The sequence below is a fragment of the Bacillus sp. LH1 genome (genome assembly GCF_057924895.1).
The window spans coordinates 2852551-2869351 of sequence record NZ_CM175007.1; the positions used below are offsets into that span (position 1 = coordinate 2852551).

At 36.9% G+C, this 16801-nt stretch carries 16 protein-coding genes and 1 other annotated feature (1 of these 17 cut by a window edge); of the genes, 6 read left to right on the forward strand and 10 right to left on the reverse strand.

Annotation, left to right across the window (positions count from 1 at the left end; genetic code table 11):
- Positions 1 to 4: 4 nt before the first annotated feature.
- The 4 genes from lsrB to ACX9TM_RS14845 are packed head-to-tail and all read right to left on the reverse strand — an operon-like array spanning position 5 to position 4462.
- Positions 5 to 1048, reverse strand: coding sequence for an autoinducer 2 ABC transporter substrate-binding protein LsrB (lsrB, locus tag ACX9TM_RS14830; RefSeq protein WP_000823660.1), 1044 nt, complete (start codon positions 1046 to 1048; stop codon positions 5 to 7).
- Entirely contained in the window at positions 1045 to 2034 is a 990-nt protein-coding gene (locus ACX9TM_RS14835; protein ID WP_000878529.1) for an ABC transporter permease, read from the reverse strand. The genes lsrB and ACX9TM_RS14835 overlap by 4 nt, the downstream gene beginning before the upstream one ends.
- Positions 2031 to 2984, reverse strand: coding sequence for an ABC transporter permease subunit (locus tag ACX9TM_RS14840; RefSeq protein WP_000682148.1), 954 nt, complete (start codon positions 2982 to 2984; stop codon positions 2031 to 2033). Before ACX9TM_RS14840 ends, ACX9TM_RS14835 begins: the two co-directional genes overlap by 4 nt.
- Entirely contained in the window at positions 2981 to 4462 is a 1482-nt protein-coding gene (locus tag ACX9TM_RS14845) for a sugar ABC transporter ATP-binding protein (RefSeq protein ID WP_000432617.1), read from the reverse strand. Before ACX9TM_RS14845 ends, ACX9TM_RS14840 begins: the two co-directional genes overlap by 4 nt.
- Before the next feature lie 197 nt (positions 4463 to 4659).
- Here ACX9TM_RS14845 and ACX9TM_RS14850 point away from each other — a divergent pair, with 197 nt between their 5' ends.
- From ACX9TM_RS14850 to lsrF, 4 genes are read left to right on the forward strand one after another with little or no spacing between them, the layout of a single operon-like run.
- Positions 4660 to 5592, forward strand: coding sequence for a sugar-binding transcriptional regulator (locus ACX9TM_RS14850; protein WP_000192709.1), 933 nt, complete (start codon positions 4660 to 4662; stop codon positions 5590 to 5592).
- Positions 5592 to 7154 carry an autoinducer-2 kinase gene (gene lsrK, locus ACX9TM_RS14855; RefSeq protein WP_000018817.1) on the forward strand — a complete coding sequence of 521 codons (1563 nt, stop codon included), beginning with the start codon at positions 5592 to 5594 and terminating at the stop codon, positions 7152 to 7154. The genes ACX9TM_RS14850 and lsrK overlap by 1 nt, the downstream gene beginning before the upstream one ends.
- Before the next feature lie 25 nt (positions 7155 to 7179).
- The gene (locus ACX9TM_RS14860) at positions 7180 to 7542 is read left to right on the forward strand and encodes a cupin domain-containing protein (RefSeq protein WP_000909986.1); all 363 of its coding nucleotides are present in this window, start codon (positions 7180 to 7182) and stop codon (positions 7540 to 7542) included.
- 6 nt (positions 7543 to 7548) lie between these two features.
- Positions 7549 to 8331 (forward strand): 3-hydroxy-5-phosphonooxypentane-2,4-dione thiolase, encoded by a 783-nt coding sequence (gene lsrF / locus ACX9TM_RS14865; RefSeq protein WP_000219765.1) that lies wholly within the window; start codon positions 7549 to 7551, stop codon positions 8329 to 8331.
- Between the two features lie 109 nt (positions 8332 to 8440).
- On the opposite strand, the gene ACX9TM_RS14870 is transcribed toward lsrF, so the two are convergent.
- From ACX9TM_RS14870 to ACX9TM_RS14885, 4 genes are all read right to left on the reverse strand, one after another.
- Positions 8441 to 8860: a VOC family protein gene (locus ACX9TM_RS14870; RefSeq protein ID WP_065382449.1), complete on the reverse strand. Its 420-nt coding sequence runs from the start codon at positions 8858 to 8860 to the stop codon at positions 8441 to 8443.
- Positions 8861 to 9095: 235 nt separating this feature from the next.
- Complete coding sequence (gene hmoA, locus ACX9TM_RS14875) at positions 9096 to 9422, reverse strand: heme-degrading monooxygenase HmoA (RefSeq protein WP_000469498.1); 327 nt, start codon at positions 9420 to 9422, stop codon at positions 9096 to 9098.
- Positions 9423 to 9518: 96 nt separating this feature from the next.
- Positions 9519 to 10739 carry an MFS transporter gene (locus ACX9TM_RS14880; protein WP_000769173.1) on the reverse strand — a complete coding sequence of 407 codons (1221 nt, stop codon included), beginning with the start codon at positions 10737 to 10739 and terminating at the stop codon, positions 9519 to 9521.
- Positions 10740 to 10790: 51 nt separating this feature from the next.
- Positions 10791 to 11834 (reverse strand): ArsR/SmtB family transcription factor, encoded by a 1044-nt coding sequence (locus tag ACX9TM_RS14885; RefSeq protein WP_017673827.1) that lies wholly within the window; start codon positions 11832 to 11834, stop codon positions 10791 to 10793.
- Positions 11835 to 12137: 303 nt separating this feature from the next.
- On the opposite strand from ACX9TM_RS14885, the gene ACX9TM_RS14890 reads away from it, so the two are divergent.
- Entirely contained in the window at positions 12138 to 12629 is a 492-nt protein-coding gene (locus ACX9TM_RS14890; RefSeq protein ID WP_000532733.1) for a DinB family protein, read from the forward strand.
- Between the two features lie 332 nt (positions 12630 to 12961).
- Positions 12962 to 14155 carry a NupC/NupG family nucleoside CNT transporter gene (locus tag ACX9TM_RS14895; protein WP_000545478.1) on the forward strand — a complete coding sequence of 398 codons (1194 nt, stop codon included), beginning with the start codon at positions 12962 to 12964 and terminating at the stop codon, positions 14153 to 14155.
- A gap of 49 nt (positions 14156 to 14204) precedes the next feature.
- Here ACX9TM_RS14895 and ACX9TM_RS14900 read toward each other — a convergent pair whose 3' ends face one another.
- Both ACX9TM_RS14900 and proB read right to left on the reverse strand, forming a co-directional pair.
- Positions 14205 to 15452, reverse strand: coding sequence for a glutamate-5-semialdehyde dehydrogenase (locus ACX9TM_RS14900; protein WP_001006612.1), 1248 nt, complete (start codon positions 15450 to 15452; stop codon positions 14205 to 14207).
- 16 nt (positions 15453 to 15468) lie between these two features.
- A complete protein-coding gene (gene proB / locus ACX9TM_RS14905) occupies positions 15469 to 16572 on the reverse strand; it encodes a glutamate 5-kinase (protein WP_000744808.1) in 1104 nt (367 codons plus the stop codon).
- Positions 16573 to 16711: 139 nt separating this feature from the next.
- Positions 16712 to 16801, reverse strand: a binding site (T-box leader) (it continues 121 nt past the right edge of the window).

Below are 16801 nucleotides of genomic sequence, written 5' to 3' on the forward strand. Positions count from 1 at the left end.
TCTACTAAAAATTATACTTATCAATATTATCTTTCGTAAATACAACTCGTTCTGGTAATACGATAATTCCATTCCCTTCTGCCTCATAATCATATCCTTGAATGGAGTTTGGCTCTACCTTCACTTTTCCAATTCCTTTTACTTCGAAGCTATCCCCTACTTTTAACTTCTTCCCTTTTACAACAATTTCATTTGCTACATACGTTGCGAGAGCACCTTGTTGTTTTACATCCCATAAACCAAATTGTGCTACTGTTCCTCGTTTTACGTAATCACGCATAACGTTTGGTGTAGAGAAGCCAGTTACGACAACCTTTTTATCCATTTTTAAATTTTCAGCTGCTTGTGCCATTGCCGGAAGTGCCGTTGCATCTGGACAAATGACTGCATTAATATCAGGATACGTTTTTAAAATATTCTCTCCTACTGACAAAGACTTTTGCGCATTATTTTCACCGTACTGCGTCGTTACAATTTCCCAGTTCGGATATTTCTTTTTAATAATTTCTTTCGCTTTCGTTACCCATTGGTTTTGATCCGTTACTGTCGGGCTAGAATAAAAGAAGGCTACTTTTCCTTTATCTCCAATTTGCTTTGAAGTCATTTCTATTAATAAATTAGCAAGTTGGTCTGGTGTTCCTTGGCTGATATAAAAGGAACGGTCTTTCGGATTCACATCAGAATCCCATGTTAACACCGTCATCCCTTTTTTCTTAGCACGTTGCAGTGATTGCGATAACCCATCCACTGACGTAGATGAAACCATAATCGCATCATAGTTTTGATTAATGAAATTGTTTATATATTTAACTTGCCCTGAAACACTCGCTTCAGACGGTCCATCATACTTCACTTGCACGCCTAACTTATCTCCCATCTCTTTTGCCCCTTCACCACCCGATGTGAAGAAACCAACTCCTGTTAATTTCGGAATAAATGCAAATTTCACATCATCAACCTTTTTCTTATCTGCCGTTTGGCTAGAACACGCAATTAAACCGATTAAACAAATACATACAATCAATACAATCCCCAGTTTTCTCTTCATGACATTTCCCCCTTATGCAAATTCTTTCTTTTCTCCGCTAAGAATTGATGTAATTTGAAATGTCTCATAATAATTGAAAGAATAAGGATAATACCTATTACTACATTGGATTGTTCATTTGTTAAACCCGTCATTTGCAAGCCATACTGCATGAGCCCAATGAAAATACTCGCCAGTACAGTACCAATAATACTTCCTTTTCCCCCCGTAATAAGTGTCCCGCCTAATACGACTGCTGTAATGATTGGTAAAATTGTTTCACTTCCCATATCAGCACGTGCGGAACCAAAATATGCGGTTAAGAAAGCACCTCCTAATCCACCTCCTAACCCGGAAAGTATGTAAGCGATAATGACTACTTTTTTCGTTTTAATCCCGGTGTATTTTGCTGTATTTTCGTTCGCACCTGTTAATTTTACATGGCGCCCGTATATAGTTCGGTGAAATAATACAGTACATAAAACTGTTAATACGATCAGTAGCCATAATAAATTCGGTATTCCTATAAAACTACCGTTTGCCAGTTGTACAAATGTGTCAGGTAAACCGCTTATTCCTTCGTACCCAGAAGCACCTGCCCCTCCTGAAATGACGAGGGCAATTCCCCCGTATAAAAACATCGTTCCGAGTGTAACGACGAGTGGTTCTACATCCGTCATTTTTATAATGAGTCCGTTTAAAGCGCCTGCTAAACAACTAATTATTAGGGCGATTATAACAGCAAACAAAATAGGTATTCCGTTCATCCAAAGTACACCGATTAAGATTGAAGTGAGCCCCATTATTGAGCCGATCGATACATCAATTCCTCCTGTTACTATAACAAAAGTCATTGGTATCGCCGCAATTGCGATAAATAGGAAATCATTTGTACTAAAAAGGAGATTACTAATATTTAAGAAATCACTATTCATTAAACTAAAAAGGATGAATTCTACAAGAAGTAATACAATTAGAACCCCTTCCCATCTATATACATACTTCATAGATTCATCCTCCTTTCTGCCTTCCACTTTTTCATAACACTATCTAATATGATGATAAGTAATAATAAAAAACCTGAAATAGCATTATTCCAAAATGCTGGTATTTTTAAAAAGACGAGTGAGCTACTTATTGTTTCTAAAAATAACGCTCCTAATGCAGCTCCAAATAAAGATCCTGTTCCTCCTTTTAAATGAATTCCTCCTAGTACAGCGGCTGCGATTACTTGTAATTCTAATCCTGTACCTGTTTGATTTGGCACGAAACCGATATTCATAACAAATATGCAACCAGCGAGCGCAGCGCTTATGCCTGAAATCATAAACGCATATATCTTCACTTTATTTACAGGTATACCAATAAGCCTCGCGCCATCTTCATTATCACCTACCGCATAAAAGTATCTTCCCAATGGCACTTTTCTTAAAAAGAAGTATAGTAGTAGTAAAATAATAAGAACGAACCATACAGTTATAGGTAAACCAAGAATGATGATAGATGACAGCTGCTTAAAATCGTTTGGAATATCTTCAATCCACTTCCCGCCTGTGAAAATTAACATTGTACCTCTAATAATTCCTAACATGCCTAATGTCATAATAATGGCTGGTACCCGAAACTTCGCAACTCCAATACCATTTACGAAACCAATAATGGCCCCAAGTATAATAGCTACAAATATCGACAAGAATGCACTATACCCATTCGTTAACATCATTCCGCAAACTGCTGCACTTAACCCCATGCTTGAACCAACTGATACATCTATATTTTTCGTAAATAAGACGAACGATTGACCGATTGCTAGCACGACTAAAATAACGCTTGATTTCATCAGTAAAGATAACGAGTTAAATTGAATAAAACTAGGGTTTATCATTCCTACAATAGCTATATACATTAGTAGTAACAGTATGATAGACGTTTCATGCATTTTTAACATATGTTTCATTCCGCTACACCTCCGTATGCAAGGCGTGTAACTTCATTCACACTCAGTTGTTCTTTTTCCATATGAGAAACAAATCGCCCATTTCTCATTACATATACACGGTTTACTAATTGGACAATTTCTTCAACATCTGAAGAGATTAATAAAATTGCGAGTCCTTCCCTTTTCATTTTTTTTATCGTCTCATACACTTCAAGCCTTGCTTTCGCATCAATTCCGCGAGTCGGCTCATCAAGAATAATAATTTTAGGATTACATGCAAGATACTTCGCAAGCACGACCTTCTGCTGATTACCTCCTGATAAAGATGCCAGTTCTTTATTCATATTCTGTACAACAATTCGGAACTGTTCTATAAACGAATTAACTAAAGCGCTTTCTTTTTCTTGATTTATAAAAAAGCGATTATTTTGATATAAACTTGCTGCTGCAATATTTTCTTTAACAGAAGCAATTGAGAAAATTCCATTCCTCGCCCTATCCTCTGGCACATAAACTAGTCCTTCGTCTAGCCTTTTATGCAAAGAACACGTATCAATTGATTTTCCACCCAATAAGATAGACCCTGATTTTATAGTTTTCAATCCAAATATTGCTTCTGCTAATTCCGTTCTGCCAGATCCTATAATGCCAGCAACACCTACAACCTCACCCGCATGTACAGTGAATGATATATTTTCGAATGCGTGACCATTTATATCAACCACTTCTAATATTTTTTTCGTCTTTACTGTCTCTTGAACTACTTCTATTTTCTCTTTCTGTTTATATCCTTTTGGCAATAGTCCCTCCATCAGCATGTCATATGTATAGTCACATACATCACCTTGGCTTACAACCATTCCATCACGTAGTATTGCTACTTTGTTGGCAATTTCAAAGATTTCTGGAAAACGATGCGTAATATAAATCATCCCAATTCCTTTTTCTTGTAAACTTTTCATCAACACAAAAAGACTCTTAATTTCGTGTGTTGTTAATGTCGATGTTGGCTCATCTAGAATAAGAATCTCAGCTTCTCTTATTAATCCTCTAACGATTTCTACTAACTGTTGTTGCGCAATCGATAATGTTCCTCCTAGTTTATTAAGGTCAATATCCCATCCTAAGCTGCTAATCAATTGCTGAATCTGTACTTTTAGTTTCTTTTTCTTTTCTTTTAACCCGATACATATATTTTCTTCAATAGTCATATGCGGAAAAATGAGTGGTTCTTGCGGTATTAAATAAATACCTTTTCGGTGTGCTTCTGATGGATTTGAAAACTGTTGCTTCCTTCCTTTTACATACATCTCTCCATCATCATACGAATATAACCCCGTTAATATTTTCATTAATGTTGATTTCCCGGCGCCATTTCCCCCCACTAAAGCGTATATATCTCCGCGCTCTACTTGTAAGTTCACTTCTTTTAATACAAGTTGATTTAAAAACGCCTTACTCATTTTCTTTACTTGTAATAAAGGTACGTTCTCCACATGATGTCACCTGCCTTTATCCAGAACATTTTTTGAGAAAATGATTATTTGTTCTACTTGTTTTGTAGCATTGTATATTCCTTTTTTTATATCTAGAACACTTTTTTCTACGTACTATTAATCGTTTCAACTGGAATAAACAAAATATATGGTACATATGTTTAAGCTGTGGTCAATTGTTGAAAGGGATGAAGAGTATGACTCAGCTGAACTTTGAAGAAAATTTATTAACTAAAGTAGCTTGGTACTATTATAAAGACCAATTAACACAACAGGAGATCGCGTCACTTCTTCATATTTCAAGAAATAAAGTCGTCCGGTTATTAGATAAAGCGCGGAGTGAAGGTATCGTTACATTTCACGTAAAAGGGACTGGTTTGCACTGTTTAAGTATTGAGCGTGACCTAATGAAAAAATTCCACTTAAAAGATGCTTTTATTATCCCTACCCCAGTAAACAATTATCATGCTTCTCTCGGAAAAGCTGCTGCACAATATTTAGAAACTCATCTCCAGCAAGGCGATTTACTCGGTATTGGCTGGGGAGAAACAATTAGCAAAATGCTAGAAAACATTCATTTTGAAAGTTCTATCAACCTTTCAATCGTAACGCTCACAGGCGGGGTAAATCACTATCTCCCGAGAAAACAAAACTATTTACACTACATGCAAGGCGAACTTCACATTATCCCTACGCCGTTTCTAGCGTCTACAACCGAAATGGCACAAAGTATTCTATCAGAACCGAGTGTAAAAGATATGCTTCAAGTCGCTTCACTTGCTCATACGGCTGTTGTCGGTATTGGGGGATTATCTCAAGACGCTACGATTGTAAAAGAAGAAAAATTAACACTACGTGAGATGACATATATTCGTAGTCAAAACGGTGCTGGCGATATTTTAGGACAGTTTTATAATACAAATGGCGATTTATTAGAACTCTCGCATCACAATCGTCTAATTGGCACGCCCCTCTCTATTTTGCGCAATATGAAGCATGTCGTCGGTGTTGCTGGAGGTACTGAAAAGATAGATGCAATTTATGGTGCCTTAAAAGGAAAGTTTATTCATTCATTAATTACCGATGAGGAAACTGCCCTCTCCTTATTACGAAAGGATGGTGATTGTTAATGTCCCATTTATTAGCTTTCGATGCTGGTACAGGGAGCATTCGAGCAGTTCTTTTTGATTTACATGGTAATCAAATTGCAGTAAGTCAAAAAGAATGGATTCACAAATCTGACCTTCGTTATCCAGGCTCTATGAACTTTGATGTAGTAGAAAATTGGAAGCTAGTACAAGAATGTACGAAAGAGGTGCTTCAAAAAAGCAACACTCCTGCCTCTTCTATTCTTGCTATTAGCGCTACAAGTATGCGAGAAGGATTTGTTTTATATGATCAAGATGGGCAAGAAATATGGGCGTGTGCAAATGTTGATGGGCGCGCATCCGTCGAAGTTAGTGAATTAAAAGAAATTCGGTCACATCTTGAAAAAGATTTATATACAAAGTCTGGTCAAACTTTTTCATTAGGTGCTTTACCACGCCTACTCTGGATAAAAAAACATGAACCCGACGTCTATAATACTATTCACTCTTTTACAATGTTAAACGATTGGATCTTATATAAATTAAGCGGAGTGCTGCAAATCGATCCTTCAAACGGATGTACGTCAGGTATTTTTGACTTACAAAATAGAGTGTGGGATAACGATGTCGCTAAGGAGTGCGGTCTATCTTTGCCATTTTCACCAACAGTAAATGAAGCTGGTACAGTAATTGGCAACGTTACAAAAGAGTGTGCAGCATTAACTGGATTACGTGAAGGGATTCCTGTCGTCGCCGGGGGTGGAGATGCTCAAATGGCATCGCTCGGAACAGGAATCGTGAAACCAAATCAAACGTTAATATGCGGGGGTAGCTTTTGGCAACAAGAAGTGAATGTTACTGAGCCAATAACAGATCCACATGCTGCGATTCGAGTAAATTGTCACGTCGTTCCGAACCTATGGCAATATGAAACAATCGCCTTTTTCCCAGGTCTCGTTATGCGCTGGTTTCGAGACGCTTTTTGCCAAGAAGAAAAGAAACTTGCTGATAAACTTGGTGTAGATGCTTATGAATTACTAGAAGAACAAGCGAAAGACGTACCTGTCGGTTCACATGGCATTATCCCTACTTTTTCAAACGTTATGAACTACATTTCTTGGCGTCATGCCGCACCTTCATTCTTAAATTTAAGTTTAGACGCTGACAAATGCGGAAAAAAAGAACTGTTTCGTGCTATTGAAGAAAATGCAGCCTTCATTACACTTGGAAACTTAAAATTAATAAAAAATCTAACTGGCACATTCCCTTCTGAAGTTATTTTTGCTGGCGGTGCCGCTAAAGGAAAACTATGGCCACAAATTCTATCAGACGTACTCGGTATTCCTGTAAAAGTACCTGTTGTGAAAGAAGCAGCTGCTTTAGGAACTGCGATTGCTGCTGGAGTTGGTGCTGGCATATATTCATCTATGGAAGAAACTGCCGAAGAGTTTGTACAGTGGGAGCAAACATTCGAACCAGTTACTGAAAATCACGAACTATATAAAGAGTTCTATGAAACATGGAAAACTGTATATGACAGTCAGCTCGCTTTAGCTGATAAAGGGCTCACCTCACATATGTGGATTGCGCCTGGTGCACTGTAACACATTACATAAAGGAGTGAACTGTATGTTAAAAGCGAATGAAAATGACTTCTCCTATCGCTTCGGTGATAACGGGCCGAAATATTTAATACAAGGGCCAAATATTGATCTTGGCCTTGTTGTCATTCAACCGGGCCAGGAGTTTCAAAACCATTATCATACGACGTGCGAAGAGGTCTTTTATGCATTAGAAGGTGAAATAGACTTCTATGTAAATAACGAAAGAGTTCCGATTAAACAAGGTGATGTCCTGCAAGTTCGCCCTCATGAATCTCACTATCTGATTAACCATTCTGACAAACCTTTTAAAGCTGTTTTTATAAAGTCACCACATTTACCAAATAAAGATACGGTACAAACGGAAAATCCAACATTAACGAAGGAGTGATTTTGAATGACTTGGGGATTTAAAAATCGATTAAATACAATTTTACCTGATGGTAGAGCGGTTATGTTAGCAATAGATCACGGTTATTTCTTAGGACCAATTCACGGATTAGAACAACCACTTGAAACAGTTAAAAACTTACTTCCTTATACAGACTCCCTCTTTTTAACACGCGGTGTACTTAGCTCCTGCATTCCTGAAAACTGCAACACACCGATGGTTATGCGTGTATCTGGTGGCGCTACTGTCGTCGGTAAAGATTTAGCGAATGAAACAATTGTTACACCTGTGAAGGAAGCAGTGAAGCAAAACGCAATTGGCGTTGGCGTTTCTGTTTTTGTCGGATCAGACTATGAAACACAAACTGTTACAAATCTCGCAAATGTAGTTTCTGAAGCTCATGATTACGGCCTACCAGTACTCGGCATTACCGCAGTCGCAAAGGAATTACAAAAACGTGAAGCTCGCTTTCTAGCACTTGCTTCCCGCGTATGTGTTGAAATGGGTGCTGATATTATTAAAACGTATTACTGCGAAGGATTCGAAAAAATAACGAGCACATGCCCTGCCCCAGTCGTCATCGCGGGCGGCCCAAAACTAGATTCAATTGAAGACGCATTAAACATTACGTACAATGCATTGCAAGAAGGAGCAATTGGAGTAGACATGGGCCGAAACATATGGCAATCCGAGCACCCAGCTGCGATGATCCAAGCAATACATGGCATTGTGAAAAATGGATTGAATGTGAAAGAGGCACTTGAACTTTATGATGATGTGAAGAATTAATGTGAAAAGACAGACTATTTATTAGTCTGTCTTTTTTACTTTACAGTGAAACTTTCATAATCCGTCTTCTAATATGATACATACTTAAATTTTATACACCTTCAAATGATTACTCTTGTTGATCGCTATTAAGCTTTGAAACTTTCTTACCTTCTCTATAATCAAGACAAGACACTTCAATTAATAAGCCATTAAATACTGTAAAATAAAAACCATAACTACTACCTCTCATCGTATACGGTTCCTTGTCTATTTCAATGCCACCAGCTACTAAACGATTATACGCTTGATCAACTTCATTTGAAGTATCCACTAAAAAACCAATATGAAAAGCTTCAGGATACATCACTTCCTTATTTCCCTTAAATGCTTTTGGATCGCTCAGCACAAGTATAAATCCACTTTCATCACTCATTACTAATAATGCCTTTCCCTTTTGCTCTAAAAATTGAAAATCAAAAAATGTTTCAAAGAAATGTCTCGCTTCTGATAAGTCATCAACACATAAATTTAAATGATTCAGCTTCATGTACTCATCTCCTTTTAAAAAGAAGGGATATAGACTCATTTTCATAACCCTTAAATATGTAAGGCAAGATATTCAAGCGTTCCGTCTAAGACTATGCTTTATAAGTCTAATACTTTTCTCCATAGCCTAGAACGTTTTTTTAAATGAATGAAAGATTTCCTATCATTCCCATCCCCCCAGTCATAAAAAAGAGGATACATGATTGCTTCTACAACATGTATCCTCTACTTATATATTACGACTGTTGATAAGCCGATTTCGATGATTTCACATAATAAACTGCATGATCCACATTAATAATATGATCTGGCTTTGGTTTACCACGGCCCGCTCTATGTCCAGCTAAGTGTTCTTCACTTGTTTCCCAGTTTTTCCATGCTTCTTCAGATTCCCAGCGAATCATTACGACAACTTCTTCGTCGCCGCGTCTTACTTTTTTCACGAGAACACTTAAATCGATGAAGCCTTCAAATTTTTCAATAATACCTTCTCCAGTGAAACGTTCTACAACTATATTTGATGTACCTTCTTTTACTGTAAATGTTTTCGTTTCGATAAACATATATCCCACTCCCTCTTTGTTATACGAATACTAGTATTCTTCTATTATAATTGATTATGATAATTATTTTCAATTGTAAAGTTTTAATTTTTTGAATTATGCTGATTTCTTTTCTATCGCCTCATCTAAAAATTTGAAATATGGAAGTAACATCCCTATTAAAGATGTAACACATATAATTGCACCGATGATTACATATAGCGCTCTTACTCCCCACATTTCACTCAATATCCCCCCTACTAACACACCTAATGGCATAGCGGATCGTATAAAAAATAAACGCACTGAAAATACTTGTCCTATCATATTATTTGGGACGGTTTGTTGGCATATTGTCGTGTTATGAACATTGAAAAATGCAATACAAATCCCTGCTATTACTTCAATTATTATTGCAATGATAATACTATGATTGAATCCTAATGAAATGTATGTGAGTCCCCCTATAAACAATCCTCCAAGCATCAGTATACGCCGGCTTTTATATGTTACTTTTCCGACTAATACTGAGCCAATTACGTAGCCAAGTGGAAAACCTGCCATGAAATAACCGTACTCTGCATATCCCGCTGACAGCTCGTCTTTTATATAAGGAAGATTTGTGACCATCGTTACCCCTACTCCAAACTGCACGAAAGTAAGAAATATACCGAGCCAAACGATGATTGGTTTTGTGAAAAAATATGTAAAACCGTGAAAAAACTGTTCTAGCCACGTTTTCCGAATAGGTTGCGACGTTCTATTTTCTTTTATATAAAATAAGAAAGTGCCACTAACAAATAAACATATGCATACGAAAGATAATGTAAGTTCTGTTCCAATCAAATGAATGACTACTCCGCCTAATACTGGCGCAAGAAACATCATAAGGCGAGTCATTCCATCAATGTACGCATTTGCATCTTGAAGTTGTTCTTTCCCTACAATGCTCGGTGTAATTGCTTGACTTGCAGGTGTATAAAGTGGTGTAATAAGTCCCACTACAATTTGAACAACATAAATGTGCCAAACTTCTATACTACCCGAAACTAGCATCACCAAAGGTAATAAAAATACGGACGCTCGTATCCATTGTGAAAATATCATAATCCACTTCCGGCTCCATTTATCAATAAATGGGCCACTTATTAATTGCAATATGAGTGATGGGATGAAATATAATAACCACATACTACTTAAAGCCATTTCTGATCCTGTTAACTCATATACTAGAATTGAATTACATAACGTTCCGAAAGCCCCTCCTAATTCAGAGATTGCACTACCAATCCACATAAAAAAGAACGAACGATTTTTCAATATATTTTTCAATTTCACACACCAACTTTTCTTTTATATTCCTCCCTTTATGTACATTCTCGTTGTTAATTATCTATTCAAAAACATATCTAATTCTTTCGCTAAAGACTGTACTGCTTTCTTTCTTAATACATATTTTCCGTCATGTATATCAACTAACTTCGCTGCACGTAACAATTTCAAATGATGGTGTACAGTCGATTTACCGAGTTGCAATCTTTCCGTTATTTCCTGTAATGTACGTTCTTTTTCAAACAACATTTTTACAATTCGCAATCTCGCTTCATCCCCAAGAGCCTTATGTTTTTGAACTAAAAAATAATTCGGTTCATACGGATCTTCAGGATGAATACTTTCATTCGCAACTGGATAATGAAATACTTTCGTATCATCAATATCTGCTTCAATATTCCACGGTCTGTACGTCATTTGCGGAATAAGAAGTACGTGATGAACACTTGGCTCTGGCATATAGTTCACTCCGCCAGTCGCCCACTCGACAAACTCTTCCGGCTTCATCTTTTTATTCATTTCATTTTTTGCTTCATAATCTCGTTTTAATATAGAAAGTATTTCTTCTTCCTCACTCTTAATTACACTCTCATACCACCCTGTCATTACAGCGATTAAATGAGATTTCAGCACTTGTACATCTACATCACATATAAAGCGAATGTACGTAGAGAAAAACTGATGATCATGTGTTAATTCCTTTAGTTCATGTATTGCAGTTCCATCTCTACTTGCGGCTAAACGTCTTTTTTTCTCATATTTCTCCCCTAAAAACGGTAAACATGTATACTTCAAATCTTCTTCTGAAAGTGAATCGATTTTAGCATGAAACTGCGATACACCCTGTATGTCTTCTTCATACAACAACTGAAGCAATGCTTTCCACGTATTATTTTCTTCGACAAATTGTAAGTGCTCTCTCATTTCTTCTGTTAATGATTTCTTAATTTCTTCCCATTCATTTTGACTCTTTTCAAGTGTATCAATTAACCTCTTATGAGTAATTGCTGCAATGCCAAGCGCACATTCGAAAAGTATCGAATATTTCACTTGAACGTTATACGTTTCCCTCTTTCTACTCGTTATGTGATAGACCTCCATTTTTATCCCCTCCTTGTTTGCTATATATCAAATTCTATTTTTATCGAATTTAACCTTCTATATTTTTAGAATTATTTTGCGACTTCAAAAAAACTCTAATCCATGAGCAAATAGAGAAAAGGTTATACTCTTTTTCATTCTGACTCAATTAAAGCCTTGATTATTAAGTATCATATTAAAAAGAAGTTTTTTAATGGCTCTGTTATAAGTTGTCTTTCACCCTCTTGTGCAACTATAGAAAAGGTTTATTGAAGAGAAAAGAGAATTGGTTTTATTAAGAAAAATGAACAGGAGGCTATACGAATGGGAAGAAAAGAAATGTTGCAAAATGGAGTCCAACAAGTTTTTTACGAAGAAGAATGGTACCCACCAATATCAGAAGCGTTAAAGAATCTTACGGTTGAACAAGCATGTTGGCAACCAGAAGGTGCTGCCAGTAATACGATTTGGGAAAATGTGAACCATTTATTAATCTTTAAAGAACGCCTACTTTCCCGTTTACATGAAGACGACACATTTGTTGCTCCACAAAATAATGATGAGACGTTTATCCAAGGTGGACCTAATGATGATGCCGCTTGGCAGCAAACCGTAAAGCGAACGCTTCAAGTACATGATGCCTTACAATCTTCATTAACCGCCCTTCAAGAAGCAGAACTAGATCAACTAAGTCCTTCTCTACCAGTTTGGCAACAATATATGAATATCCTTTTGCATGATGCTTATCATACAGGACAAATTATACAGCTTCGGAAACTTCAAGGTTCATGGCCAACTCACCGTTCTTATTTATAAAGTGAAATTTTAATCAGCTCTTACCAATCGGGATTTTGCGGGCAGCCCGTCCCCACCTCACTTCTTTGTTTTCCTTGAATTTTGAGGTAAAAATCTTACTGTCCGTTAATCCGGAATAAACGATGTTTAAAATCGCATACGTTTAATATCCAACAAAACAATTGAAAACAGCTAATTGTTCGATAATTACTGCGATTGCTCAAAATAAAGCAAATTAAAATACATTGATTCCTAACATAACTTACATGCTTCATAACTTCTAATCATAATCCAAATTTGGAAGAATAGATGCTTTTTTATATACAAATAATAACTCTCAAGGAGTTGTTGACATGCATTTCATATTGAATATGTTAGGGATTTTCGTTGTCATATTAATCATTTTCTTATGTTCGCCTAATAAAAAACATATAAAATGGAGACCAATTGTAATTCTCATCCTATTGGAGCTTTTTATTACGTGGTTTATGTTAGGCACAAAGCTCGGCAGTATTATCATTAATAAAATTGCGTCATTTTTCAGTTGGCTACTAGCATGTGCGAATGAAGGTATTCGATTTGCATTTCCTTCAGCTATGGAAAGTCAGCACATTGATTTCTTCTTTAGTGCGTTACTTCCTATCATTTTTGTTATTACTTTTTTCGATATTCTTTCTTATTTCGGAATCTTAACTTGGATTATTGATAAAGTAGGTGCAGTTATTTCAAAGATTTCTCGTTTACCAAAGTTAGAAAGTTTCTTTTCGATTCAAATGATGTTTTTAGGAAACACCGAAGCACTTGCGGTTGTTCGTGATCAATTATCTGTTTTAAAAGAAAATCGATTATTAACTTTTGGAATTATGAGTATGAGTAGCGTTAGCGGATCCATTCTTGGTGCTTATTTATCAATGGTTCCAGCAACATATATTTTCAGCGCAATCCCATTAAACTGTATTAACGCATTAATTTTAGCCAATGTATTAAATCCTGTGGAAGTTTCGAAAGAAGAAGACATTGTTTACACACCTTCAAAACATGAAAAAAAGGATTTCTTTTCTACTATTTCAAACAGTATGTTAGTTGGGATGAATATGGTTATCGTTATTTTAGCTATGGTAATTGGTTATGTAGCTTTAACAGCATGTTTAAATGGGATTTTAGGATTTTTTGTAACGGGGTTAACAATTCAAAAAATCTTCTCCATTATCTTTAGTCCTTTTGCATTTTTACTCGGTTTATCAGGCAGTGATGCTATGTATGTAGCTGAATTAATGGGGATCAAAATAACGACGAATGAATTTGTTGCAATGATGGATTTAAAATCAAACTTAAAGTCGCTACAACCGCATACGGTTGCGGTTGCAACGACATTTCTAGCTTCTTTTGCTAACTTTAGTACAGTAGGTATGATTTACGGAACTTACAATTCATTATTTGGCGGAGAAAAATCATCAGTCATCGGTAAAAATGTTTGGAAGCTTCTTGTTAGCGGGATGGCTGTTTCTTTATTAAGTGCTATGCTCGTTGGGCTATTTGTATGGTAATTAATTTTAATAATAAAAGACACCCAAGCCAATTGAGTGTCTTTTATTATTATTTTCGAATTTGTCCATTTCCACGAATCACATATTTTGTAGAAGTTAATGCTGGAAGCCCCATTGGTCCTCTTACGTGTAACTTTTGTGTACTGATACCAATTTCCGCTCCGAATCCAAATTCGGATCCATCTGTAAAACGAGTCGATGCATTATGATAAAGTGCCGCGGCATCTACAGAAGTAAAAAACTTGCTGACGTTTTCCTCGTTTTCAGTAATAATTGCTTCAGAATGCATAGATCCATACGTATTTATATGATGAATCGCTTCTTCAACAGTGGAAACCACTTTCACTGCTAGTGTGAGAGATAAAAACTCAGTTTCCCAGTCTTCTTCTGTCGCAAGTAAGATAGAAGAATCAATCGCCACTGCTTTATTATCACCACGTAGCTCCACTCCTCTTTCATTCAAGGAAGAAAACAACTCGCTACCATATTGCTCTACCCAATTCTCATGAAGTACAATCGTCTCAATTGCATTACATACAGATGGACGCTGTGTTTTTGCATTTATAATAATATTAAACGCCATTTGTTTATCTGCTGTTTCATCAATGAATATATGACAATTTCCCGCACCTGTTTCAAGTACTGGAACAGACGCTTCTCTCACTACTGTATCAATTAATTGTTTACCGCCTCTTGGTATAAGAACATCCAAGTACTCGTTCAATGTAAACAACTGTTTTGCACTATCTCTCGTTGTATCTTCTATGAGCTGTACACTTTCTGAAGGCAAGCTAGTTTGCTTAAGCGCCCGGTGAATAACGCTAACGATGGCTTTGTTAGAATGGATAGCAGAAGAACTACCACGTAGTATTACTGCGTTTCCTGTTTTTAAACAAATTGTAGCAGCATCAACAGTTACATTCGGTCTTGCCTCATAAATCATCCCGACAACACCAAGTGGTACGCGCATCTCCTGAATAGATAGTCCATTTGGCCTTTCCCATGCACTTACACATTCTCCTACAGGATCACGTAATTCAATTAGCTGCTTAATCCCCTCTGTCATATCAATAATACGATTTTCAGTTAGCAGAAGACGATCAAGGAGTGAATCAGAAAATCCTTTTGCCTTACCTTCTTCAATATCCCTCTTGTTTTCTTCTAAAATATAAGCTGTTTCTAATATTAACTGATCAGCTATTGCGGAAAGTGCTTCGTTTTTTTGCTCTGTAGATTTAAGCACAAGCTCTCTAGCAACCTCTTTTGCTTTTATCCCCTTTGCCAACACTTCATTCATTTTTATTTCCTCCTTTTTAAAGTGAAACCCAATGATCCCTATGGATGACTTCATAACTATGTCTCTCGCCTCTTACTTGAATATCTTGGCTTTGCATACCTTTTACATCTATTAGTTCCTCTGCACTATATGTGCATTGTCCTTTTCCTATTACGCGCCCTTGTTGCGTTACAACCTCTACAACTTCACCCACTTGGAAAAATCCTGATACATTCGTAACACCAGCTGGAAGTAAACTCTTACCATGCTGAATGATGGCAGTAGCTGCCCCAGCATCTACTTCAATTTGTCCGCTAACAAGCGAATGTAAGGCAATCCATTGCTTGTTCATCTTCATTTCTTTTTGAGGAGCATTACCAACATACGTTCCATCACCCTTACCCTTCAAAACATCTACAAACTTTTCCTGTCCACGTCCTGTTCCGATAAATACACTCACACCAAGAGAGAGCGCTGTCTTTGCAGCGTCGATTTTTGATTTCATACCGCCAGTCCCAAGTTTTGAGCCAGCATCTCCTGCAAGAGAAGAAATTTCTTCCGTAACTTCAGGAAGAAAATAATATTTTTTTGCATCCGGATTTTTCTGAGGATTTTTGTCATATAACCCGTTCACATCCGTAAAGATCATAAGCATATCCGCCGAAACAAGCCCGCTTACTAAAGCTGACAGCATATCATTATCACCGAACGTCAGCTCCTCTAAAGAGATGGAATCATTTTCATTAATAATTGGAAGAGCGGAGCGGTTTAATAATTCTCCTAACGTAGCGTAAGCATTACTATATTGTTCTTTTCTAGAAAAATCACTCCTCGTCAGCAAAAGTTGCGCAGTAACGATGCCATATTTACGGAATTCCTCCGTGTACGCCTGCATTAACAAACTTTGTCCGACAGCTGCTGCAGCCTGTTTCCCTTTAATCGTTACAGGTCTGCTAGGATATCCTAGCGCTGAAAAACCTGCAGCGACGGCTCCAGATGTAATTAACACAACCTCGTGCCCCTCTTCTTTCAACCGAGCCAATGCGGCAACGTGATCTGAAAGCTGTTCTGTAGAGATGCCTCCGTGACTATCTGCCAAGGAACTACTCCCAATCTTTACAACAACTCGTTGTTTTTTCACTTTTTTATCCCCCAAGTCTAAAATCAAAGTTTTTTATAAATTACACTTCATTCACTTTGTAACTATATCTATTCTCATCAATGCTGCAATGAGGTATTTAAGAGCAAAATAAAAATGACCGCTTCGCCCTTAATAAAATAAAAAGGACGAAACGGTCATTGTTCCGCGGTACCACCTTAATTGATATACATAGATATCCACTTGGTGCCTATAACGCAGGCGAACGCCT

Excerpts from the sequence above, each read along its gene's own strand:
- ACX9TM_RS14885 (WP_017673827.1), bottom strand. The coding sequence starts at position 11,834 with ATGGAGGTCTATCACATAACGAGTAGAAAGAGGGAAACGTATAACGTT.
- ACX9TM_RS14895 (WP_000545478.1), top strand. The coding sequence starts at position 12,962 with ATGCATTTCATATTGAATATGTTAGGGATTTTCGTTGTCATATTAATC.
- ACX9TM_RS14860 (WP_000909986.1), top strand. The coding sequence starts at position 7,180 with ATGTTAAAAGCGAATGAAAATGACTTCTCCTATCGCTTCGGTGATAAC.
- lsrK (WP_000018817.1), top strand. The coding sequence starts at position 5,592 with ATGTCCCATTTATTAGCTTTCGATGCTGGTACAGGGAGCATTCGAGCA.
- ACX9TM_RS14835 (WP_000878529.1), bottom strand. The coding sequence starts at position 2,034 with ATGAAGTATGTATATAGATGGGAAGGGGTTCTAATTGTATTACTTCTT.
- lsrB (WP_000823660.1), bottom strand. The coding sequence starts at position 1,048 with ATGAAGAGAAAACTGGGGATTGTATTGATTGTATGTATTTGTTTAATC.
- ACX9TM_RS14850 (WP_000192709.1), top strand. The coding sequence starts at position 4,660 with ATGACTCAGCTGAACTTTGAAGAAAATTTATTAACTAAAGTAGCTTGG.
- hmoA (WP_000469498.1), bottom strand. The coding sequence starts at position 9,422 with ATGTTTATCGAAACGAAAACATTTACAGTAAAAGAAGGTACATCAAAT.
- ACX9TM_RS14890 (WP_000532733.1), top strand. The coding sequence starts at position 12,138 with ATGGGAAGAAAAGAAATGTTGCAAAATGGAGTCCAACAAGTTTTTTAC.
- ACX9TM_RS14840 (WP_000682148.1), bottom strand. The coding sequence starts at position 2,984 with ATGAAACATATGTTAAAAATGCATGAAACGTCTATCATACTGTTACTA.
- ACX9TM_RS14870 (WP_065382449.1), bottom strand. The coding sequence starts at position 8,860 with ATGAAGCTGAATCATTTAAATTTATGTGTTGATGACTTATCAGAAGCG.
- ACX9TM_RS14900 (WP_001006612.1), bottom strand. The coding sequence starts at position 15,452 with ATGAATGAAGTGTTGGCAAAGGGGATAAAAGCAAAAGAGGTTGCTAGA.
- lsrF (WP_000219765.1), top strand. The coding sequence starts at position 7,549 with ATGACTTGGGGATTTAAAAATCGATTAAATACAATTTTACCTGATGGT.